General features: G+C 71.7%; 18 protein-coding genes. 5 read left to right on the forward strand and 13 right to left on the reverse strand.

Features of this window, described 5'->3' with window-relative positions:
• Positions 1-686: 686 nt before the first annotated feature.
• Complete coding sequence (locus tag FDP22_RS10635) at positions 687-1112, forward strand: META domain-containing protein (RefSeq protein ID WP_138572775.1); 426 nt, start codon at positions 687-689, stop codon at positions 1110-1112.
• 143 nt (positions 1113-1255) lie between these two features.
• Here FDP22_RS10635 and recO read toward each other — a convergent pair whose 3' ends face one another.
• The 4 genes from recO to FDP22_RS10655 form a co-directional block, all read right to left on the reverse strand.
• Entirely contained in the window at positions 1256-2014 is a 759-nt protein-coding gene (gene recO, locus FDP22_RS10640; RefSeq protein WP_138572777.1) for a DNA repair protein RecO, read from the reverse strand.
• Positions 2015-2576: 562 nt separating this feature from the next.
• Positions 2577-3149: a cytochrome b gene (locus FDP22_RS10645; RefSeq protein ID WP_138572779.1), complete on the reverse strand. Its 573-nt coding sequence runs from the start codon at positions 3147-3149 to the stop codon at positions 2577-2579.
• A 12-nt stretch (positions 3150-3161) separates the two neighbouring features.
• Positions 3162-3758 carry a YceI family protein gene (locus tag FDP22_RS10650; protein WP_138572781.1) on the reverse strand — a complete coding sequence of 199 codons (597 nt, stop codon included), beginning with the start codon at positions 3756-3758 and terminating at the stop codon, positions 3162-3164.
• Between the two features lie 98 nt (positions 3759-3856).
• Positions 3857-4732, reverse strand: coding sequence for a 3-hydroxybutyryl-CoA dehydrogenase (locus tag FDP22_RS10655; RefSeq protein WP_138572783.1), 876 nt, complete (start codon positions 4730-4732; stop codon positions 3857-3859).
• Between the two features lie 183 nt (positions 4733-4915).
• Between FDP22_RS10655 and FDP22_RS10660 the strand changes: the two genes are divergently transcribed.
• A complete protein-coding gene (locus FDP22_RS10660) occupies positions 4916-5725 on the forward strand; it encodes an NYN domain-containing protein (protein ID WP_138572785.1) in 810 nt (269 codons plus the stop codon).
• An 894-nt stretch (positions 5726-6619) separates the two neighbouring features.
• Here FDP22_RS10660 and FDP22_RS10665 read toward each other — a convergent pair.
• The 5 genes from FDP22_RS10665 to FDP22_RS10685 all read right to left on the reverse strand — a co-directional run bounded on the left by FDP22_RS10665 (position 6620) and on the right by FDP22_RS10685 (position 10604).
• Entirely contained in the window at positions 6620-7549 is a 930-nt protein-coding gene (locus FDP22_RS10665) for an electron transfer flavoprotein subunit alpha/FixB family protein (RefSeq protein ID WP_138572787.1), read from the reverse strand.
• 1 nt (position 7550) lies between these two features.
• Positions 7551-8309, reverse strand: coding sequence for an electron transfer flavoprotein subunit beta/FixA family protein (locus tag FDP22_RS10670; RefSeq protein ID WP_138572789.1), 759 nt, complete (start codon positions 8307-8309; stop codon positions 7551-7553).
• A gap of 284 nt (positions 8310-8593) precedes the next feature.
• Positions 8594-9166, reverse strand: coding sequence for a cob(I)yrinic acid a,c-diamide adenosyltransferase (locus tag FDP22_RS10675; protein WP_138572791.1), 573 nt, complete (start codon positions 9164-9166; stop codon positions 8594-8596).
• Between the two features lie 2 nt (positions 9167-9168).
• Positions 9169-9366, reverse strand: a complete 198-nt coding sequence (locus FDP22_RS10680; protein WP_138572793.1) for a twin transmembrane helix small protein — start codon at positions 9364-9366, stop codon at positions 9169-9171.
• 413 nt (positions 9367-9779) lie between these two features.
• Positions 9780-10604: an SDR family NAD(P)-dependent oxidoreductase gene (locus FDP22_RS10685; protein ID WP_138572795.1), complete on the reverse strand. Its 825-nt coding sequence runs from the start codon at positions 10602-10604 to the stop codon at positions 9780-9782.
• A gap of 316 nt (positions 10605-10920) precedes the next feature.
• On the opposite strand from FDP22_RS10685, the gene parC reads away from it, so the two are divergent.
• Together parC and FDP22_RS10695 are read left to right on the forward strand one after the other, a co-directional pair.
• Positions 10921-13236 (forward strand): DNA topoisomerase IV subunit A, encoded by a 2316-nt coding sequence (parC, locus tag FDP22_RS10690; protein WP_138572797.1) that lies wholly within the window; start codon positions 10921-10923, stop codon positions 13234-13236.
• Positions 13237-13487: 251 nt separating this feature from the next.
• Complete coding sequence (locus FDP22_RS10695; RefSeq protein ID WP_170317658.1) at positions 13488-14594, forward strand: PQQ-dependent sugar dehydrogenase; 1107 nt, start codon at positions 13488-13490, stop codon at positions 14592-14594.
• A 492-nt stretch (positions 14595-15086) separates the two neighbouring features.
• Here the strand turns inward: FDP22_RS10695 and FDP22_RS10700 are convergent, their stop codons facing one another.
• The gene (locus FDP22_RS10700; protein ID WP_138572801.1) at positions 15087-16448 is read right to left on the reverse strand and encodes a cytochrome P450; all 1362 of its coding nucleotides are present in this window, start codon (positions 16446-16448) and stop codon (positions 15087-15089) included.
• Positions 16449-16529: 81 nt separating this feature from the next.
• Here FDP22_RS10700 and FDP22_RS10705 point away from each other — a divergent pair, with 81 nt between their 5' ends.
• Entirely contained in the window at positions 16530-17696 is a 1167-nt protein-coding gene (locus tag FDP22_RS10705; protein ID WP_138572803.1) for a BaiN/RdsA family NAD(P)/FAD-dependent oxidoreductase, read from the forward strand.
• Between the two features lie 306 nt (positions 17697-18002).
• On the opposite strand, the gene nusB is transcribed toward FDP22_RS10705, so the two are convergent.
• Genes nusB through ribB form a run of 3 tightly spaced genes read right to left on the reverse strand, consistent with a single transcriptional unit; the run spans position 18003 to position 20149 of the window.
• Entirely contained in the window at positions 18003-18479 is a 477-nt protein-coding gene (gene nusB, locus FDP22_RS10710; protein WP_239031749.1) for a transcription antitermination factor NusB, read from the reverse strand.
• Positions 18479-19021, reverse strand: coding sequence for a 6,7-dimethyl-8-ribityllumazine synthase (locus FDP22_RS10715; RefSeq protein WP_138572805.1), 543 nt, complete (start codon positions 19019-19021; stop codon positions 18479-18481). The genes nusB and FDP22_RS10715 overlap by 1 nt, the downstream gene beginning before the upstream one ends.
• A 3-nt stretch (positions 19022-19024) precedes the next feature.
• Positions 19025-20149 carry a 3,4-dihydroxy-2-butanone-4-phosphate synthase gene (gene ribB / locus FDP22_RS10720; RefSeq protein ID WP_138572807.1) on the reverse strand — a complete coding sequence of 375 codons (1125 nt, stop codon included), beginning with the start codon at positions 20147-20149 and terminating at the stop codon, positions 19025-19027.
• Between the last annotated feature and the right edge of the window lie 2 nt (positions 20150-20151).

Here is a 20151-nt window from a genome sequence, read left to right on the forward strand (position 1 = left end):
GGAAGCGAAACCCCGCCGCTGAATCTCCGTTCCCTGAGGCATGCCCGGCTTCCGCCTTTTCCCGGCGGGCGGTCGCGGCCCGATTGCAGCCCCGACACAAACCACGCCCGGCAACGCGGCCGATGGCCGGCGCCCCCCTGCTCCGGGCCCGGGGCTGCCTGCCGTGGCGCAGGCCCTCCCCTTCACCGCGCCGCCGGTTCGGGGCGGCAAACCTCGCGCCACGGGCCGACACGCTCCGATGTGCCGGGAAAGGCGGGTGCAGCCGGCCGGAGCTTGCCCCTTAGGGCGGCGGCCCGGCGCCGCCGCACGTGCCGCCGGTTCGGGGCTGCGGGCCCTGCGCGGCGGGCGGACACGCTCCGATGGGCCGGGACGAGCTGGTGCGCAAGGCCGGGACTTGCTTTCGGGATGTGATCCGACGCTGGCTTGCGCACTGCCGGCTCGAGGTTGCGGACCCTGCGCGACGGGCCGACACGCTCCGATGGACTGGGAGGGGCGGGTGCAACCGGCCGCAGCTTGCGCCAGGGCCGCAGCCCGGCGCCGGCCCGCGCGCCGCCGGTTCGGGGCTGCGGACCTTGCGCGGCGGGCGGACACGCTCCGATGGTCGGGCAGGGGCAGGCACAACCGGCCGGGGCTTGCCGCCGGGGCCGGGGCGGGGTAGCCATGTGTCCTCTGAAGGGAGAAACCACATGCTTCGAAGCCTCGGCCTTGCCGGACTTGTCCTGTTCCTCGCCGCCTGCGACCCGCAGACCGGTACGTCCATCGGTGGCATCGGTTCCTCCGCGCCCACGATCGTCTCCGCCATCGGCGATACGCCCTGGCACCTCGTGCGCGTGGGCGACGAGGATGTCTCGGGCGAAAACGTGGTGCTGAAGATGGCCGGCGGCTTCATCTCCGGCCAGGGCCCCTGCAACGTGCTGAACGCGAACTACCTCGGCGAAGCCCCGGAGTTCCGGGTGGAAACCCTCGTCTCCACCAAGATGATGTGTGACAGGCTCGGCCTGGAACAGCGCCTCATCGACGGGCTGATGAACGCGCGCAACGCGAAAGTGGCGAACCGCCGGCTCACCATCACCGGGCAGGACGCGCCGACGCTGGTGTTCGAGCCGGCCTGACCCCCCGCGCACCGCCGGTGCGGCGGTCCCGCCGGCCGGTGCACGCTCACGGGTGCTGCGCAAGCGCGCGGCGTACCGGCATGCCCCTCGCTCAACCCCTGCCTTCCGAAGCTAGGGGCGTGCGGGCGGGGAGGGTTCCGCTGTCAGGCCTGTCCGGGAGCGGCCGCGCGGGTGAGCCGGGCGGCCAGCCGCGCGCGGGCGTCGGGAACGCCGGGCCGGTCCAGCGCCGGGCGCAGCCAGGTGTCCAGGAAATGCCCCGACAGGGCGAGCGACCGTGCGATGTCCTGCGGCAGCGCTTTCGCATCCTCCAGCAGAAAGCCCGGCAGGGGCAGCAGTTTCGCCACCCAGGGCTCTCCCCGCGCTGCCGCGTCCTCTACGGCGCTTCGGGTGACGGCCCGGCCCGAGCGGGGCGAGACGTAGGCCAGGCCCTGCGTTGCCCCGGTGAGCGCGCAGGCCGTGAGGTCGAGCCCGAAGCCGAGTTCGGCAAGCAGCTCCAGCTCCCACACCGCGTAGCGCACCGGCCAGTCGTCACCGGCGAGGGCGTCGAACAGGTCCAGGCTGCGGGCGTAGAGCTCGGGGTGCGCCTCGCGCTCCGGCAGGGCCCAGCTCAGCAGCGCGGCGGTGGCGGTGAGGCCGGCGAGCGCATCGGCATTCTGCAACAGGTCGGCTGCGCGGGCGCGCACCGGCTCCACCCGGTAGGTGCCCAGTGCGTCCTCCACCCGGGCGCGCCAGGTGACGGAGAGCTGGGCGCCGGTCTGCAGCACCGGCGCCATGCGCCGCCCGCCGCCGCCGGGCACCAGCCCGGCGTGCCGGCCGTGCCCGGCCGTGAACACCTCAATGATCGCGGCGCTCTCCCCATGCCGGCGCATGGCGATGAGCACGCCTTCGTCCTGCCATTCCATGCCAGAGGCTTAGGCCGCCTTGGCCCCCCGCGCAAGCACCGCGCAGGCGCGCGGACGGAGGTGCCGGTGCAGCCTCACTGCCGGGCACGCACGGACTGCCACGCGCTGGCCGGGGCTGGTGAGCGCATCGTTCGCAACCCGGCGCCGGTGCGTCCCGGTTGCCGGAGGCGCGGAGCCGCCAGCAGACCGGGCCGGCATGGGCGAGCGGCGCAGTCGCGGAGAGAATGGGCCCGGATGTGAGGCGGAAAACAGAGCAAGGCCGCGGGGAGGAGGGGCGCGGATGTGAGGCGGGAGGCAGGAAGCAAGGTGCGCCGCGGTGAGGGCGGGCGCGGATATGGACCGGGAGGCGGGAAGCGGGGCGGCGCCACGGAGAGGACGGGCGGTGCTGTGAGGCGGGAGGCCGGAAATGTGGCTGCGCCGCGGTGAGGGCGCGCACGGATGTGGAGCGGTTGGGCTGGAGGCGGGGCGGCGTCGCGGGCAGGCGGTTGCAGGCAGGGACCCGTGGTCAGAGAGCCGCGGGAAGGCGCCCTTCGGAAAGAGGGCGCCTTTCAGGGCGTCCGGCTCACTGGCCGCGGAGCATCCGGCGCAGCACCGTGTCGCGGGAGATGAAATGGTGCTTCAGTGCGCCGAGCACGTGGAGGGCGAGCACCACCAGCAGCAGGTACCACGTGGTCTCGTGCACCTCCTTCAGAAAGCCCTCGATGGCCCGGTCGCCGGGCTGGAACGGATCGGGGAAACTGAACAGGCCGAACACCTTGTTCGGCACGCCCATGTCTTGCAGCGGCGAGGCGGACACCATCAGCCAGCCGGAGAGCGGGATCGCCGCCATCAGCGCGTAGAGCGCCCAGTGCGCGCCATGTGCCGCGAGGCGCTCCCACAGCGGCATGCCGGCGGGCAGCTCCGGCGTGACCCGGTTCAGCCAGCGCCACAGGATGCGCACCAGCAGCAGGACGAACACCACGAAGCCCCAGCTCTTGTGCAACTGGTACCAGGGGTAGGAATCCATGCTGCCCGAGGGGAAGGCGTTGGTCATGTAGAGCCCGAGCCCGGACATGAACACGATCAGGGCGGCGATGCACCAGTGCAGGAGCCGCGCGGGCCATCCCCATCCGGTGCGTGTGTTCATCAGGCTCATGGCGGGTGTCCTTCAGTCGACGGGTGAGATTTCGAGATCGATGCGCACGGGGATCACCGCCGAAACCGCGGGTGCGGCGAAGTCGAAGCCGAAGGCGGTGCGGTCCACGTCGCCGGTGGCGGAGAAGCCGTAGACCTCCTTGCCGCCCGAGATCGGGGTGATGCCATGCGCGTTCAGCCGCACCCGCAGGGTGATCGGCCGGGTCACGTCGCGCAGGGTGAGGTCGCCGGTCATCTCCGCGGTCTCCGCGCTGGTCAGCACGACGCTGGTGGAGACGAAGGTGATCGACGGGAAGGCGGTGACGTCCAGCATCTCCGGGAAGTCCATCGTGTTGCGGTCACGCTCCTCCGAGCCGGTGTAGAGGCTGGCGGCGTCGACCACCACGCGCACCCGGGTGGCCTCGATGTCCTGCGGGTCGAAGTCGATCTGCGCGGCGAAGGAGCGGAACCGGCCGTGGAAGGCCGAGAAGCCGAGATGGCTTGCCTCGAAGGTGATGGCCGAATGGTCCGGGTCGATCCGGTAGGGCGCGGCGGCGGCCAGGGCCGGACCGCAGGCGGCAAGGATCAGACCCAGGGCGGCCCGGGCAAGGCGGGTGCAACGCGGATGCATGCATGTCTCCAGTGGCTACCCGACCACAGATGCCGCATTTCGGGAGCCGGGACAATCCGATCCACGTTCAACTTACTGTTTCTGTAAAATCCTGGTGATCAACGGGTCGGAACCGGGGTTTCCCCGCGGTAATCGTAGAAGCCGCGCTTGGTCTTGCGGCCCAGCCAGCCGGCCTCGACATATTTCACCAGCAGCGGGCAGGGACGGTACTTGGTGTCCGCCAGCCCCTCGTGCAGCACGTTCATGATGGCGAGGCAGGTGTCCAGTCCGATGAAATCGGCCAGCTCCAGCGGCCCCATCGGGTGGTTGGCGCCCAGCTTCAGCGAGGTGTCGATGCTGCGCACCGTGCCCACGCCCTCGTAGAGCGTGTAGATCGCCTCGTTGATCATCGGGATCAGGATGCGGTTCACGATGAAGGCGGGGAAATCCTCGGCGGAGGCGGAGGTCTTGCCCAGCTTCTCCACCACGTTGATGAGCGAGGTGTAGGTGGGCTCGTCCGTCGCGATGCCGCGGATCAGCTCGACGAGCTGCATCAGCGGCACGGGGTTCATGAAATGCACCCCCATGAACCGCTCCGGCCGGTCGGTAACCGCGGCCAGCCGGGTGATGGAGATCGAGGAGGTGTTGGAGGCCAGGATGGTGTGCTCGGAGAGATGCGGCACCAGCCCGCGGAAGATGTCGCATTTCAGCGCTTCGTTCTCGGTCGCGGCCTCGATGATCAGGTCGGAGCGGCCCAGCTCGGCCAGGTCCATGGTCTTGGAGATGCGCTTCATCGCGGCGGCATGGTCGGCTTCCGTCACCTTGCCGCGCGCCACCTGGCGCTCGATGTTGGCGTCGATGCGCTCGATGGCGGTGTCCAGCGCCTTGTCCGAGATATCGTTGAGGAGCACGTCGTAGCCGGAGAGGGCGAAGACATGCGCGATGCCGTTCCCCATCTGCCCCGCACCGATCACGCCTACCTTGCCGATGTCCATCGTCGCTCTCCTGACCCTTGATATTCGCGCGGAACCATATGCTGCCGCTCTCGGCGGGTGCAACCGGTTTGTCGCGCCTGCGTTACCTCAAGGTGCACTGCAACACGGCGGGCGGCTGCCGGGCACCGCCTTGCGTCGCGGCCGCGCCGGACGCATGATGCCCGCCCCTTACCGGAGAGAGACATGGCAGCCGACAATCCCCGACTCGCGGTCCTGATCGACGCCGACAACACGCCGGCGGCGATCGTGGACGGGCTGTTCGACGAGATCGCCCGGCTCGGCGAAGCCAGCGTGCGCCGCATCTACGGCGACTTCGCCGGCCCGCACCTGAAGAAGTGGCAAGCCCCGCTGATGGGCCATGCGATCAACCCCACCCAGCAATTCGCCTATACCAAGGGCAAGAACGCCTCCGACATCACCCTGGTGATCGAGGCAATGGACCTGATGCATGACGGGCGGGTGGACGGGTTCTGCCTCGTCTCCTCGGACAGCGATTTCACCCGGCTCGCCAGCCGGATCCGCGAGCAGGGCATGACGGTCTACGGTTTCGGCGCGCAGCGCACGCCGGAGGCCTTCGTGAAGGCCTGCACCCGGTTCATCTACATCGAGAACCTGGTGGAGCCGGTGGAGGAGGAGAGCGCTGCCCCCGCGCCGGCCACCGCCACCACAGCCTCTGCCCCGGCCGCCACGAAGCCGGCGCCATCGCGTCGCCGCAAGACCGCCGCCGTCGACGAGGTGCCGCAGCCGATCCGGGTGACCCCGAGCAAGGCGGTGCCGCTGTTCCACAAGGCGATGAGCCAGATGGAGGACGAGGACGGCTGGTACGACCTCTCCGCCCTCGGCAACCAGCTCAACAAGCTCTACCCGGATTTCGACCCGCGCACCTATGGCCACGCCAAGCTCTCTACCCTGGTGGGCAAGACCGGCGCCTTCGAGGACCGCAAGTCCGGACGCCACATCGAAGTGCGCCGCAAGCCGCAGAAACAGGGCTAGGGCCGGGCGCACCCGGGCGCCCCATTCTGGCGGGGGCCACGCGCACGGGCCCACAGGCCGCGCGCTTCAGGCCCGCGTGCAGCAGCGGGCCCTGCAGGGCGCGGGCTCCCGGCCGGGCGAGGGGCTCTTCGTCGCCTCCCCGGGGCACGGCGGCCGATGCGTGCGCCGGGGGCAAGGGCAACCCGCAGCGCTCCGGGACCGACCGGGCGAGGGCCTCCTCATCCCCTCCCGGGGCGGCAGGGGAGTTCGTCGGCCCTTGTCCCGCCGTGGGCGGGACGGAGGATCACCGGATGTCGGGTGCCATCTTGCGGGGCCCCAGGGGGGCAGGATGCCCCGTGCGGCGGGGCAGGTGCGCCTGTGGGGCGTGGTCAGGCGCCCGGTCGCGCTCACCCGCCGGCATGCTCCGGGCGCCTCAGGGCGGTGCCGTGGCCGGCGGCCGGGCTGGGGCGGGAAGCGGGCCCGGACATGCGTGGTTGGGCCGAACACGTGAGACGCCCGGACGTACGATGCGCCCGGATCCGGGACTTGTCGTGCGAAGCGCCCGGGCACTTCGCGGGCTGGAGCGGTCACGGACAGGGCAGTTGGTGGGCCGGACTTGCGGCGGGCCTGGACTGCGATGGGCCGGGGCAATCGTCAGGCCGGACCAGCGGCGGGCCGGGGCTGCGCCGGGCAGGGCCGTCGGCGGGCCGGGATTGCGGCGGGCCGGACTTGCGTCCGGCAGGGCGTACGGTGGACCCGAACCGCGATGGGCCGGGACGGGCATGGGCGCCTGCGTTTTTGCGGGCCCGAAAACCTGAGGGGCCCGTGTCCATGACACGGGCCCCGAGGCAAGGCATTGCGCGGCACGCGCGCCGTTGTCTCCGGCGGAGGCCCGGGGGCCTCCGTCGGGAGGGCTCAGCCGAGGGCCTTTTCCAGCTCCGGGATGGCGGTGAACAGGTCGGCCACCAGCCCGTAGTCGGCGATCTGGAAGATCGGGGCTTCCTCGTCCTTGTTGATCGCGACGATCACCTTGGAGTCCTTCATGCCGGCGAGATGCTGGATCGCGCCGGAGATGCCCACGGCGATGTAGAGCTCGGGGGCGACGACCTTGCCGGTCTGGCCCACCTGCCAGTCGTTCGGGGCGTAGCCGGAGTCGACCGCGGCGCGCGAGGCGCCGACGGCGGCGCCCAGCTTGTCGGCCACCTTCTCGATGATGGCGAAATTCTCCGCCGAGCCCATGCCGCGCCCGCCGGAGATCACGATCTTCGCCGAGGTGAGCTCGGGCCGGTCGGAGGCCTGCACCTTGTCCTCCACCCATTCCGACAGGCCGGGATCGGCGGCCGCCGCGGCGGCCTCGACAGGGGCGGAGCCGCCGGCAGCCGCGGCCTCGAAGGTCGCGGTGCGGATGGTCATCACCTTGGTCGCGTCGGCGCTCTTGACCGTCTGGATGGCGTTGCCGGCGTAGATCGGGCGCTCGAACGTGTCGGCGTCCACGACGGCGGTGACATCGGTGATCACCATCACGTCGAGCAGGGCGGCAATGCGCGGCGCCACGTTCTTGCCCGCCACGGTGGAGGGCAGCACGACATGGCTGAACCCGCCGGCCAGCGAGACGACGAGATCCGCCAGCGGCTCGGCCAGCCCGTGGCCATAGAGCGCGTCATCGGCGCAGAGCACCTTCGTGACGCCGGTCAGGGTCGCGGCTTCGGCGGCGGCATCGGCACAGCCGGCCCCGGCGCAGAGCACGGTGACCTCGCCGAGCGCCTTCGCCGCGGTGAGCGCCTTCGCCGTCGGATCGAGCACCAGCGCGCCCCCGGAGACTTCCGCAATCAGCAGGACGGCCATGTCAGATCACCCCCGTGTCTTTGAGTTTCGCCACCAGCTCCTCGACCGAGGCCACCTTCACGCCGGCGGAGCGGCCCGCGGGCTCCTTCACCGAGACGACGGAGAGGCGCGGGGTCACGTCGACGCCGTACTCCTCCGGCGTCTTCTCCTCCAGCGGCTTCTTCTTCGCCTTCATGATGTTGGGCAGCGAGGCGTAGCGCGGCTCGTTCAGGCGCAGGTCGGCGGTCACGATCGCCGGCAGCTTCACCTTCACGGTCTGCAGGCCGCCGTCGACCTCGCGGGTCACCGCGGCGCTCTCGCCCTCTATGTCGATCTTCGAGGCATAGGTGGCCTGGCTCCAGCCCAGCAGGGCGGAGAGCATCTGGCCGGTGGCGTTCATGTCGTTGTCGATGGCCTGCTTGCCGCAGATCACCAGCCCGGGGCCCTCGGCCTCGACGACCTTGGCGAGCAGCTTGGCGACGGCCAGCGGCTCGATGTCGTTCGCGGCGTCCTCGGAGGCCACGATCAGGATCGCGCGGTCCGCGCCCATCGCGAGGGCGGTGCGCAGGGTTTCCTGCGACTGCTTCACGCCGATGGAGACGGCGATCACCTCATCCGCCTTGCCGGCCTCCTTCAGACGGATCGCCTCTTCGACGGCGATTTCGTCGAACGGGTTCATCGACATCTTCACGTTGGCGAGATCGACACCGCTGCCATCCGCCTTCACGCGGACCTTCACGTTGTAGTCGATCACGCGTTTGACCGGCACGAGGACCTTCATCCGCATTTCTCCACTGTTGCGCGCGCCGCGGCGGCCGCGGCACGACGAAATTCTGCCGGAGGGTGGCTGACGGGCACCTGCTCCCCCCCTGTGGGAGAGGGCGGTGCGCCGGCTTCCGGCCCCGACTTCCTTAAAAGACCCCCGGCCGAGGTCAAGTGCCGTGACCGGGCGGATCTGCCGGGACCGATGGGTAGGCGAAGAAAAGCCGATTGTCGACATCTTCTGCGCCGCTTTGCGGTCCGTCCCCGGCACGGCCGGGGGCGCGGGCTGGCCCGCCCGCCCGCTCAGCGGTTGGCGCCGGGCACCCAGAGCACGTCGTCCGCGCCATTGCCGTTCGCCACGCGGGAGGCGACGAAGAACCAGTCCGACAGGCGGTTGAGGTATTTCACCGCCGCGGGGTTCACCTCCTCCTCCGCCGCGAGCGCGACGCAGAGCCGCTCGGCCCGGCGCGAGACGGTGCGGCAGAGGTGCAAATGCGCGGCCAGCGCCGAGCCGCCGGGCAGCACGAAGCTGCGCAGGGGCGCGAGGTGCGCGTTCATCGCGTCGATCTCGGTTTCCAGCCGGGTCACCTGCGCCGGGGTCACCCGCAGCGGCGGGTATTCGGCCCGGGCGTCGGCTGCCATGTCCGGGCGGCACAGGTCGGCGCCGAGGTCGAAGAGATCGTTCTGGATGCGGGCGAGGGCGGCGTCCGCCTCGCCCTCCGCATGCAGCCGGGCGAGGCCGAGGGTGGCGTTCGTCTCGTCCACGGTGCCGTAGGCCTCCACGCGCGCGGCGTTCTTGGCCACGCGGGTTCCGTTGCCCAGTGCGGTGTCGCCCCCGTCTCCGGTGCGGGTGTAGATCCGGTTCAGCACGACCATGTTCAGCTCCCGAAGGCCACGAAGACGATGATCAGGATGATGGCCAGGAACTGCAGTCCGAGGCGCCACTGCATGATCTTGTTCGCGTTGCGGCGGTTGAACGCGCCGCCTTTCGCGAAGGTGCCGATGCCGAAGAGCAGCACCGCGAGCACCGCGAGGCAGGCGAGGCCGGCCAGGTAGAAGAGGGGTGAGTCTGTCATGCCCCGGAGTCTAGCGCCACCGGGCCGAAACGCAACGAATCCCCTCCCCGGCGGGCGCCGTGACGCAGGGCAGGCGCCGGTGCCGCCCGGGCCGGGGCGGCGGGGTGAGCACGGCAATCCCTGCCGCGGGGCCCCAGCGGTCGGGGGTATGATCGGGGCGCCGCTGCACCGATTGCTCCGGGCGCGCCGCCCCGCGCCGGGTGGGCGGCCTTGCGACGGGCGTGCCTGCCTCACGCCGGGTGGTCCGCCTCGCGCCGGGCGCGTGCCTCGCTTCGGGTGTCCTGCCTCGCGCCGGGCGCGTGCCTCGCTTCGGGTGGAACCGCCTCGCACCGGCTCGGGCCGCGCCGCGTCGCCCCGCTTGCTCCGGGAGAGGCGCCTCTCGGCCGGGCACGCCGGGGCCGCTGGCCCGGCGCTCACTGGTTGCGCAGGATGCGGTCCCGGGCGCGGGTGGTGAGCAGCCGGCGCAGGGCCTCGGCGCCCAGCGTGGGCAGGGTGACGCGGTAGCGCGGCTTCGGGCGCGGGCTCTCCAGCGCGTGGATGAGCGCGCGGGTGACGGCGGCGGGGGTGAGCTCAAACCGGTCCGGGCGGCCCGGGGGCGCGTGGAGGCGGGGCAGCACCTCGGCCTCGTAGGTGGCGCGCTTTGGCGCGTGCTGCCAGTCGATCCAGCGCTCGAAATGCGGGCGGGACTTCTCGCGGATCAGCGTGCCGATCGGCCCGGGCTCGATGAGCGAGACATGCACGGGGCCGCCGAGGTTCTCCAGCCGCAGCGCGTCGGTCATGCCTTCCATCGCGTGCTTGGTGCCGCAATAGGCGCCGCGAAAGCGCAGCGCGGTGACGCCCAGCACCGAGGAGCAGTTCACGATGCGCCCCGATCCGCGTGCCAGCATCCCCGGCATCAGGCGGTGGATCAGGTCGAAGGGTCCGAAGAGATTGGCCTCGAAGATGGCGCGCAACCCGCCGCGCGGCACGTCCTCCATCGCGCCGGGCAGGGCGAAGGCGCCGTTGTTGAACAGCGCGTCCGGCACCCCGGTGCGGGCGAGGGCGGCGGCGATGCCGGCTTCGTCGGTATAGTCGAGCGGGAAGCTCTCGATCCCCGCGTGGCCCTCCGCCGCGAGCGCGGCGCAATCGGCCGCGCGCCGGCAGGTGGCGAAGACGTGCCAGCCCCGCGCGGCCAGGGTGAGCGCGGCGTCGCGCCCGATGCCGGAGGAGCAGCCGGTGATGAGCACGGTCCGGGGCATTGGCGGGTCTCCTGAACGGGGCGGCGGCGAATGAACGGGGCGAGCGCCCCCGGGGACGTGGCTTCGGTTCCGCGCGGCGGGCGGGCCCGTCTCCGCACGGTGGGCGGGAGAGGGCCTGCCAGGCGCCCGGAACGGGGTGCGCCGGGCAGGCCCGCGCGGGACAGGCCGCGCCCGGAGGGCGGGTCGGGCCGCGCCCGGGAAGGCGGGCGGGGCGCCTGTCCGAACGGGGTCTCCGGGGGCCCAGAGAGCGGCCCGGCCCCCTGCTGTCAAGCGCTTCCCACTGGACGGAGGGCCGGTGCACGGTTACAGAACCGTCATGGCAGACATACTCGATATTCCCGGCCCCGAAGACGGCGGCGGCACCTCGGCGGAGACCCTGCGCAGGGCGCTGGGCGAGCGCTATCTCACCTATGCGCTCTCCACGATCACCAACCGCGCGCTGCCCGATGCCCGCGACGGGCTGAAACCGGTGCACCGGCGCATCCTCTACGCGATGCGCGGCCTGAAGCTGGACCCCGGCGGCTCGTTCCGCAAATGCGCCAAGATCGTCGGTGAGGTGATGGGGAACTACCATCCCCACGGCGACCAGGCGATCTATGACGCCCTGGCCCGGCTGGCGCAGGATTTCAACGTGCGCTACCCGCTGGTCGAGGGGCAGGGCAACTTCGGCAACATCGACGGCGACAACCCCGCCGCCCAGCGCTACACCGAGGCCCGGCTCACCGCCGCGGCCATGGCGATGCTGGACGGGCTGGCGGAGGACGCGGTCAACTTCCGCCCGAACTACGACGGCTCCGACAGCGAGCCGGAGGTGCTGCCCGCCGCCTTCCCCAACCTGCTGGCGAACGGCTCCTCCGGCATCGCGGTGGGCATGGCCACCAACATCCCGCCGCACAATGTGGGCGAGCTGTGCGACGCGGCGCTGCACCTCATCAAGCACCCCAATGCCACGGTGGAGACGCTGGTGGACCTGGTGCCGGGCCCCGATTTCCCCACCGGCGGCGTGATGGTGGAGGGGCGCGAGGCGATCGTGGAGGCCTATCGCACCGGGCGCGGCGCCTTCCGCACCCGGGCGCTGTGGCATCAGGAGGACCTGGGCCGCGGGCAGTGGCAGATCGTGGTCACCGAGATCCCCTACCAGGTGCAGAAATCCAAGCTGGTGGAGCGGATCGCCGAGCTGGTGAACGAGAAGCGCCTGCCCATCCTGGCCGATGTGCGCGACGAGAGCGCCGAGGACATCCGCCTGGTGCTGGAGCCGCGCGCGCGCACGGTGGACCCGCAGCTCCTCATGGAGATGCTGTTCCGCCAGAGCGACCTCGAGCTGCGCTTCAACATGAACATGAACGTGCTCATCGACGGGCGGGTGCCGCAGGTCTGCGGGCTGCGCGAGGTGCTGCGCGCCTTCCTCGACCACCGGCGCGACGTGCTGCAGCGCCGCTCGCAGCACCGGCTGGAGAAGATCGACCACCGGCTGGAGGTGCTGGAGGGCTACATCGTCGCCTTCCTGAACCTCGACCGGGTGATCGAGATCATCCGCACCGAGGACGAGCCCAAGCAGGTGATGATGGCGGAGTTCAGCCTCACCGACGTGCAGGCCGAGGCCATCCTCAACATGCGCCTGCGCAGCCTGCGCAAGCTCGAGGAGATGGAGCTGCGCCGCGAGCGCGACGCGCTGGTGGCCGAACGCGCGGAGCTGGTGGCGCTGCTGGGCTCCGAGGAGCTGCAATGGAAGCGCATCTCCGAACAGCTCCGCGAGACCCGCAAGACCTTCGGCGCGCCGGCGAGCTTCCGCGGCATCACCTTCGTGGACGACATCACCGCCCTGAAGGCCGAGCATGGCGAGGCCTACCCGAAGGGCGCCCGCCGCACCGGCTTCGCCGATGCGCCGCAGATCGAGCTGGTGCCGGCGGAGGCGCTGATCGAGCGCGAGCCGATCACCGTGGTCTGTTCGAAGATGGGCTGGATCCGGGCGATGAAGGGCCATATCGCGCTCGATTCCGAGCTGAAGTTCAAGGATGGCGACGAGGCGCGCTTCCTGTTCCACGCCGAGACCACCGACAAGCTGCTGGTGGCGGCCACCAACGGGCGCTTCTTCACGCTGGGTTGCGACAAGCTGCCGGGCGGGCGCGGCATGGGCGAGCCGCTGCGGCTGATGGTCGACATGGCCAATGACGCGGAAGTGGTGGAGCTGATGCTGCACCGGCCGGAGGGCAAGCTGCTGCTGGCCTCGACCAGCGGTGAGGGGTTCGTGGCCCCGGAGGCCGAGCTCATCGCCCAGACCCGTGGCGGCAAGCAGGTGATGAACCTCTCCGCGGGCGCCCGGGTGCACGTGGTCCGGCCGCTGGCCGGCGACCATGTCGCGGTGGTGGGCGAGAACCGCAAGATGCTGGTCTTCCCGCTTGACGAGATGCCGGTGATGGCGCGCGGCAAGGGCGTGCGGCTGCAGAAGTACAAGGACGGCGGCCTGTCGGACGCCATCGGCCTCACCCTCGCCGATGGCCTGTCCTGGAAGGATGGCGGCGGGCGCACCCGCACCGAGCGCGACCTGGGCGAATGGCTCGGCAAGCGGGCCACCACGGGCCGCATGGCCCCGCGCGGCTTCCCGCGCGACAATCGCTTCGCGGACGGCTGATCCGCCGCCCCGCGCCGCCCCACCCGGGGCGGTGCGGGCCCCTCTTCTCACCCCGCTCCCGCTCCCGTCCGATCACGCGCTGTTCACGCGATTGCTATGGCGCGTGCTTGGACAGCGCCGCCGCCGGCCGCCAGCCTTGGTGGGCGGCCCTTGCGCGCGCGGCCGGCCGGTGGGGGACAGGGCGAGGACAGGCCCCACGGAAAGGCCCGGGGACGGGCCATGCCACGGGATCGGAAACAGGGAGACGGGCAATGAGACGACAGCTTGCAACCGCGGCGCTCCTGCTGGCGGCGGCCCCTGCGGCCGCGCAGGACCGGGACGAGATCCTTGAGGCGATCACGCTGCCCGAGGGGTTCCGCATCTCGGTCTTCGCCGAGGTGCCGGGCGCGCGCTCCATCGCGCTCACCGAACCGGGCGGGCCGATCTTCATCGGCTCGCGGGATGGCGCCGTGCACTCTATCCGCGACGTGGACGGCGACGGCCTGGCCGAGGAGGTGCAGGAGCGGGCGACCGACCTCAACGTGCCCAACGGGCTCGCGGTGCGGGACGGCCGGCTCTACCTCGCGCTGCAGGACCGGGTGGCGGTCTGGACCGGCGGGCCGGAGGGGCTCTCCGGCGACGGGCCGCTGGAGCCGCTGGAGACCGTCTACGACACTTTCCATGACGCCTATCACCACGGCTGGCGCTATGCCAAGTTCGGGCCGGACGGGCGGCTCTATGTCTCGCTCGGCGCGCCCTGCAACATCTGCGCGCTGACCGAAACGACGGGCAAGATCATCTCCATCGCGCCGGACGGCTCGGACATGCGGCTGGTGGCCGACGGGGTGCGCAACTCGGTGGGCTTCGCCTGGCAGCCGGGCACCGGGGTGCTGTATTTCACCGACAATGGCGCGGACCGGATGGGCGATGACATCCCGCCCGACGAGCTCAACGCCGTGGAGACCCCCGGCGGCCACTACGGTTTCCCCTGGCGCGGCGGCCGCGTGGCGCTGACCGGGCACGAGAACGAGACCCCGCCGGTGGAGGTGATCGACCCGGTGGTGGAGTTCCGCGCGCATACCGCGAGCCTGGGGTTCGACTTCGTCGACAGCGGGATGCTGCCCGGGGACTGGCAGGGCGACGCGGTGGTGGCCCAGCACGGCTCCTGGAACCGCTCGCGCCCGATCGGCTACCGGCTGATGCGGGTGCGCTTCGGGGAGGACGGTGACCCGGAGGGCCGGGAGGTCTTCGCCGAGGGATGGCTGAAGGAGAACGGCGACGTGCTCGGCCGGCCGGTGGACGTGGCGCAGATGCCCGACGGCGCGCTGCTGGTGACCGACGATCACGCCGGCCTCGTCTACCGCATCACCTACGAGTGAGCGCTGCAACCGGCCGGGGGTGCCGGCGCGTCGGAGAGGGGCTGCGCCCCCCGCCTCCGCGCCGGCGTCGGGCCTTGGGGCCCTCCGGCGCTTGCCCGGTCCGGGGGAAAAAGGGCCTGCCCGGGTGTTTCGGCGCGCGGGGAGGCGGATGACGGGGCGGACGGAGGCAGCGGATACCGCGGTGGACGGCGGAGCGGGCGCCGCGACGGGCGGAGGAAGCGGGTGCCACGGCGTACCGTGAAAGCGGATGCTGCGCCGGGTGGTGGACGCGGATGCCATGGCACACAGCGGAACCGGGTGCCGCGGCGGACGAACGGGTTTGGTGCCACAGCGGACGGACGGAGAGAACAAGTGCCGCAGCGGGCGGCGGGGGCGGGGCGCCACCCGTCCCGATGCGGGCCCTGGCCCGCATCACCGGGTCGGCAGACCCGGTGCGGAGGTGCCCGGCGGGCACGGCCGCGGGACGTATCGCCTCGGTGAGGGCCGGGGCGGTCAGATCGGGCGCACGCGCAGCTTCACGCCGCCTTCCGGGCGCAGGGTGATGAACAGGCGGGGCACCGGGTCCGGCCCGTCGGCCTCGAAGCGGAAGCGGCGCAGAAGGGCGGCGAGCACGATCTGCGCCTCCATCATCGCGAAACCCGCGCCGATGCAGATCCGCGGCCCGTCGCCGAAGGGCAGGTAGGAGAAACGCTCCGGCCGGGGCCCGAGGAAGCGCTCCGGGCGGAAGGCATCGGGCTCCTCCCACAGCATGTGGTGGCGGTGCAGGGCGTAGATCGGCAGCATCACCGTGTCGCCGGGGGTGATGACCCGGCCGCAGAGCCGGTCCTCCGCCCGGGCGGTGCGCGAGAGAAACGCAGCCGGCGGGTAGAGCCGCATGGTTTCCTCCACCACGGCGCGGGTGAAGGGCAGGGCGTCGAGGTCCTGCGGGCCGGGGAGGTCGCCCTCCAGCGCCATGGCCTCGGCGCGGGCGCGCTCCTGTGCCGCCTGGTCATGGCCGAGCAGGTAGAGCGCCCAGGCGAGGGCGAGGGCCGTCGTCTCGTGCCCGGCGACGATGAAGGCGAGCAGGTTGTCGCGCAGCTCCTGCGGGTTCATGCGCCGGCCGCTGTCGGGGTCGGCCGAGTCCATCAGCATGCCCAGCAGGTCCGGTGTGTCGGAGGGGGCGGCGAGGCGCTCGCGCACCACGCGGTCGGCCACCTCGTGCAGGCTGCCCACCACCCGACGGCCCATCAGCGCGCCGGGCCGCGGCGCCCAGGCGGGCGCGCCCACGATGTCGAGCAGCGAGACCCGGCCCACCCGGCGGATGTAGCCGTTGATCGTGTCATGCACATGCGCGCGGTCGATCTGCCCGCCGCCGGCCAGTGTGACGTTGCAGATGATGTCGAAGGTGACGGCCACCATCTCGTCGTAGAGATCGGCGGTGGCGCCCCCGGGCCCCGCCGCGCGCTCCAGCCGGGCGAGGGAGGCGCGGGCCGCCTCCTGCATCACGGGGGCGAGGTCGGCGAGGTTGCGGTGCGAGAACACTGGTGCCGCCGTGCGCCGCTGCCAGCGCCAGTGCGCGCCTTCCGCGAGAAACAGGCTCTCGCCGATGCCGGGGCCGAGGATGCGGTGGGTCACCGTGCTCTTGGGGTAGTCCTCCACCCGGTCGCGCAGCACCCGGCGCAGGGCCTTCGGGCTCATCACCATGTGCCAGCGCAGGCCGGTCTTGCCGGTGACCATCGGCTGGCGGGTGGCGTTCCACGGGATGATGGCGAGCAGGTTGCCCCGCGCCGCGCGCAGGGTGCCGAGGATGCTCAGCGGCTCGCGGTGCAGCTCGGCCCGGACCGGGATGAAGGGCGTGTCGGCGAGATCTTTCATGAGGTCCTCCGCCACAGAGGATAGGGTGCGCGGGGCGGTTTGGGAATTGCGGCGGGGCGGATTTCCTGCGATGGGGCGCGGATGAGCGACTGGGACGTGATCGTGATCGGGGCCGGAGCGGCCGGGATGTTCGCCGCCATCGAGGCCGGGCGGCGCGGGCGGCGCGTGCTGCTGATCGACCATGCGAAGGCGCCGGGCGAGAAGATCCGCATCTCCGGCGGCGGGCGCTGCAACTTCACCAACATCCATGCCGGGCCGGGGAATTTCCTCTCCGCCAACCCGCGCTTCGCGGTCTCGGCGCTGAAGCGCTTCACGGCGCGGGATTTCCTCGCCCGGGTGGAGGCGCATGGCATCGCCTGGCACGAGAAGACGCTGGGCCAGCTCTTCTGCGACGGCTCGGCGCGCGAGATCGTGACCATGCTCACCGGCGGGCTGGCGGAGGCGGGGGTGACCCTGCGTCTCGGCACCCCGGTGGAGGCGGTGGGGCGCGACGGCGACTTCGTGGTGCAGGCGGGGGGCGCGCAGCGCGCGCAGAGCCTGGTGATCGCCACGGGCGGCAAGTCGATCCCGAAGATGGGGGCGACGGGCTTCGGCTACGACATCGCGAGGCAGTTCGGCCTCGGGCTGGTGGAGACGCGCCCGGGCCTCGTGCCACTCACCTTCGCCGAGCAGGAGCTGGCGCCGATGAAGGCGCTGGCCGGGGTGTCGGTGCAGGGGGTCGCCGCCAGCGGCAAGGCGCGCTTCGAGGAGGCGGTGCTCTTCACCCACCGCGGCCTCTCGGGGCCGGCGATCCTGCAGGTCTCCTCCTTCTGGCGCGAGGGCGGCGAGATCACGCTCTCGCTCGCGCCCGGGCATGATGTGTTTGCCGAGCTGAAGGCGCAGAAGGCGGCCGCGGGCCGGCAGGCGCCGCAGACCGCGCTGGCGCGGCTTCTGCCCAAGGCGCTGGCGCAGCATCTCGTCGCCGGCCTGACCGGCAATCTCGCCGATCTCTCCGACAAGCGCCTGCGCACGCTGGCCGAGGCGGTGAACGCCTGGCGCCTGCGCCCGGTGGGCAGCGAGGGCTACCGCACGGCCGAGGTGACGCTGGGCGGGGTCGACACCGCCGGGCTCGACAGCCGCACCCTCGCGGCGCGCGCGGTGCCCGGGCTGCACTTCATCGGCGAGGTGGTGGATGTGACCGGCTGGCTGGGCGGCTACAACTTCCAGTGGGCCTGGTCGTCGGGCTGGGCTGCGGGGCAGGTGGCCTGAGGCAGGCGGCGCGCTGGCCGGGCCGGTGTGAAACGGGCGCCGCGGCACGGAACCCGGGCGCGTCCCGCTTGCCGGGACAAGGGCCGACGAACGCCCCACCCCCGGGTGGGGATGAGGAGGTCCTCTCTCCCCGGCCGGGCGCCTCGCGCCGTCCCCGGTCCGGGCCTTGGGGTGAGGGGGCGCGCCCTCCGCGGGGCAGGTCCTCCTCATCCCCTCCCGGGGCGGGAGGGGAGTTCGTCGGCCCTCGTCCCGCCGGGGGCGGGACGGTCTGCGGGGGGTGGGCGGGTGCGCCTGGCCGGCGCGGTGTCAGGCGAAGGCTTCGGGGTTTGCCTCACGCGCCATGTGGTCGAGCACGGCATTGACGAATTTCGATTCGCGGCCCTCGGGGAAGAAGGCCTTCGCCACGTCGACGAACTCGGTGATCGCCACTTTCGGCGGGGTCTGCCGGCCGACGAACTCGGCACCGGCCGCGCGGAACAGCGCGCGCAGCGTGGGGTCGATGCGGTCGATCGGCCATTTCGCCACCAGCGCCCGGTCGGTCATCTGGTCGATGGTCGCCTGCCGGCTCACCGCCTCGGAGACGAGGGTGCGGAAATGGTCGATGTCGGCTTCCTCGTAGGTGTCCTCGTCGATGGTCGCCCCGATGCGGTGGGTCTCGAACTCCGACATGGTCTCCTCCAGCGAGGAGCCCTGCGCCTCCATCTGGAACAGCGCCTGAACGGCGTAGAGCCGCGCGGCCGAGCGCATGCGGCGGGCGAGCGAGACGGGCATTGTACGGGCCATCAGGCGGTATCCTTCGAGGCGGGAGCGCCGCCGGCGGCGATCAGAGTGTCGGTGGAGGAGGGCGCGAAGGCCTTGCCGCCGCGCTTGAAGCGCCGGGCGAGGGCGATGAGGTGCAGCGCCGCCTCGGCGGCACCGCCGCCCTTGTTCTGGTCGAAGGCCCGGGCGGCGGCCTGGGCGTGGGTCTCCACCGTCAGGATGCCGTTGCCGATGCAGTGCCCCTCCAGCCCCAGCAGGGCGAGGGCGCGGGAGCTGTCGTTGCACACGGTCTCGTAATGCGTGGTCTCGCCGCGGATCACGCAGCCCAGCGCCACGTAGCCCTGATAGCGGTAGCAGTTGGTGGCGAGACGGATGGCCGTGGGCACCTCCAGCGCGCCGGGCACCTCGATGGTCTCATGCGTGGCGCCCACCGAGTCCAGCGCGGCGCGCGCGCCGGCCAGCAGGCCGTCGGCGATGTCGCGGTAGTAGGGGGCCACGACGATCAGCACGTGCGGCGCCGGATCGAAGGCGGGAAGCGGCACCCGGTAGTGGCTTTCACCGGCCATGGATCAGTCCTCCTTCGGCCCGTCGGGGCCGGAAATCGGGCGGGTGGAATGCACCGTGAGCCCGTAGCCTTCGAGCCCCACGATACGCGGCGCGGGAGAGTTCGTCAGCAGGATCATTTCGGAAATGCCCAGCGCGCCGAGGATCTGTGCCCCCAGCCCGTACTGGCGCAGGATGTTGGGGGTGAGCCCGCCGGGCGAGATCATGTTGGTGAGCGCGTTCGGCTCCATGTCGCGCAGGATGACCACGGCGCCGCGGCCCTCGCGGCCGATCTCGGCCATCGCGTCGTGCAACTGGTGCGCGCGCCCGGTGCGCAGGCCCAGCATGTCCTCGAGAATGTTCGCGGCATGCATGCGCACCAGCACCGGCCCGGGGGCGGAGAGATCGCCCTTGGTGAGCGCGAGATGCTCCTGGCCCTCGGTCTCGTCCACGAAGACGCGCAGCAGCCAGTCCCCGCCATGCTCCGAGGAGATGGCGCGCTGGGCGCTCTCGCGCACCAGGTTGTCGTGCCGGCGGCGGTAGGCGATGAGGTCGGAGATGGTGCCGATCTTCAGCGCGTGGCGCTGGGCGAAGGCCACCAGGTCCGGCAGGCGGGCCATGGTACCGTCGTCGTTCATGATCTCGCAGATCACGCCGGAGGCGTTCAGCCCGGCGAGGCGGGAGATGTCCACCGCCGCTTCCGTGTGCCCCGCGCGCACCAGAACGCCGCCGGGCTTCGCGCGCAGCGGGAACACGTGGCCGGGGGTGGCGAGGTCGTGCGGGCCGCTCTCGGGGTTGATGGCCACGGCCACGGTGCGGGCCCGGTCATGGGCGGAGATGCCGGTGGTCACCCCCTCGCGCGCCTCGATGGAGGTGGTGAAGGCGGTCTCGTGGCGCGACTGGTTGGAGGCCGACATCATCGGCAGGCCCAGCTTGTCCAGCCGCTCGCCGGTCATCGCGAGGCAGATCAGCCCGCGGCCGTGGGTGGCCATGAAGTTGATCGCGTCCGGCGTGGCCATCTGGGCGGGGATCACCAGGTCGCCCTCGTTCTCGCGGTCCTCGTGGTCCACGAGGATGAACATGCGGCCGTTGCGGGCATCCTCGATGATTTCCTCGATCGAGGAGATGGCATCGGAGTAGGTGTTGATCATCA

Origin of the sequence: Paroceanicella profunda (assembly GCF_005887635.2) — a bacterium.
Taxonomy (GTDB): Bacteria; Pseudomonadota; Alphaproteobacteria; order Rhodobacterales; family Rhodobacteraceae; genus Paroceanicella; species Paroceanicella profunda.

Bases quoted from the DNA above. Each gene is read 5' to 3' on its own strand.
- FDP22_RS10705 (WP_138572803.1), top strand. From the start codon at position 16,530: ATGAGCGACTGGGACGTGATCGTGATCGGGGCCGGAGCGGCCGGGATG.
- FDP22_RS10655 (WP_138572783.1), bottom strand. From the start codon at position 4,732: ATGGACATCGGCAAGGTAGGCGTGATCGGTGCGGGGCAGATGGGGAAC.
- FDP22_RS10670 (WP_138572789.1), bottom strand. From the start codon at position 8,309: ATGAAGGTCCTCGTGCCGGTCAAACGCGTGATCGACTACAACGTGAAG.
- FDP22_RS10715 (WP_138572805.1), bottom strand. From the start codon at position 19,021: ATGGCCGGTGAAAGCCACTACCGGGTGCCGCTTCCCGCCTTCGATCCG.
- FDP22_RS10685 (WP_138572795.1), bottom strand. From the start codon at position 10,604: ATGCCCCGGACCGTGCTCATCACCGGCTGCTCCTCCGGCATCGGGCGC.
- FDP22_RS10700 (WP_138572801.1), bottom strand. From the start codon at position 16,448: ATGAAAGATCTCGCCGACACGCCCTTCATCCCGGTCCGGGCCGAGCTG.
- FDP22_RS10645 (WP_138572779.1), bottom strand. From the start codon at position 3,149: ATGAGCCTGATGAACACACGCACCGGATGGGGATGGCCCGCGCGGCTC.
- FDP22_RS10635 (WP_138572775.1), top strand. From the start codon at position 687: ATGCTTCGAAGCCTCGGCCTTGCCGGACTTGTCCTGTTCCTCGCCGCC.
- FDP22_RS10665 (WP_138572787.1), bottom strand. From the start codon at position 7,549: ATGGCCGTCCTGCTGATTGCGGAAGTCTCCGGGGGCGCGCTGGTGCTC.
- ribB (WP_138572807.1), bottom strand. From the start codon at position 20,149: ATGATCAACACCTACTCCGATGCCATCTCCTCGATCGAGGAAATCATC.
- FDP22_RS10660 (WP_138572785.1), top strand. From the start codon at position 4,916: ATGGCAGCCGACAATCCCCGACTCGCGGTCCTGATCGACGCCGACAAC.
- FDP22_RS10650 (WP_138572781.1), bottom strand. From the start codon at position 3,758: ATGCATCCGCGTTGCACCCGCCTTGCCCGGGCCGCCCTGGGTCTGATC.
- recO (WP_138572777.1), bottom strand. From the start codon at position 2,014: ATGGAATGGCAGGACGAAGGCGTGCTCATCGCCATGCGCCGGCATGGG.
- FDP22_RS10680 (WP_138572793.1), bottom strand. From the start codon at position 9,366: ATGACAGACTCACCCCTCTTCTACCTGGCCGGCCTCGCCTGCCTCGCG.
- FDP22_RS10695 (WP_170317658.1), top strand. From the start codon at position 13,488: ATGAGACGACAGCTTGCAACCGCGGCGCTCCTGCTGGCGGCGGCCCCT.
- parC (WP_138572797.1), top strand. From the start codon at position 10,921: ATGGCAGACATACTCGATATTCCCGGCCCCGAAGACGGCGGCGGCACC.
- nusB (WP_239031749.1), bottom strand. From the start codon at position 18,479: ATGGCCCGTACAATGCCCGTCTCGCTCGCCCGCCGCATGCGCTCGGCC.
- FDP22_RS10675 (WP_138572791.1), bottom strand. From the start codon at position 9,166: ATGGTCGTGCTGAACCGGATCTACACCCGCACCGGAGACGGGGGCGAC.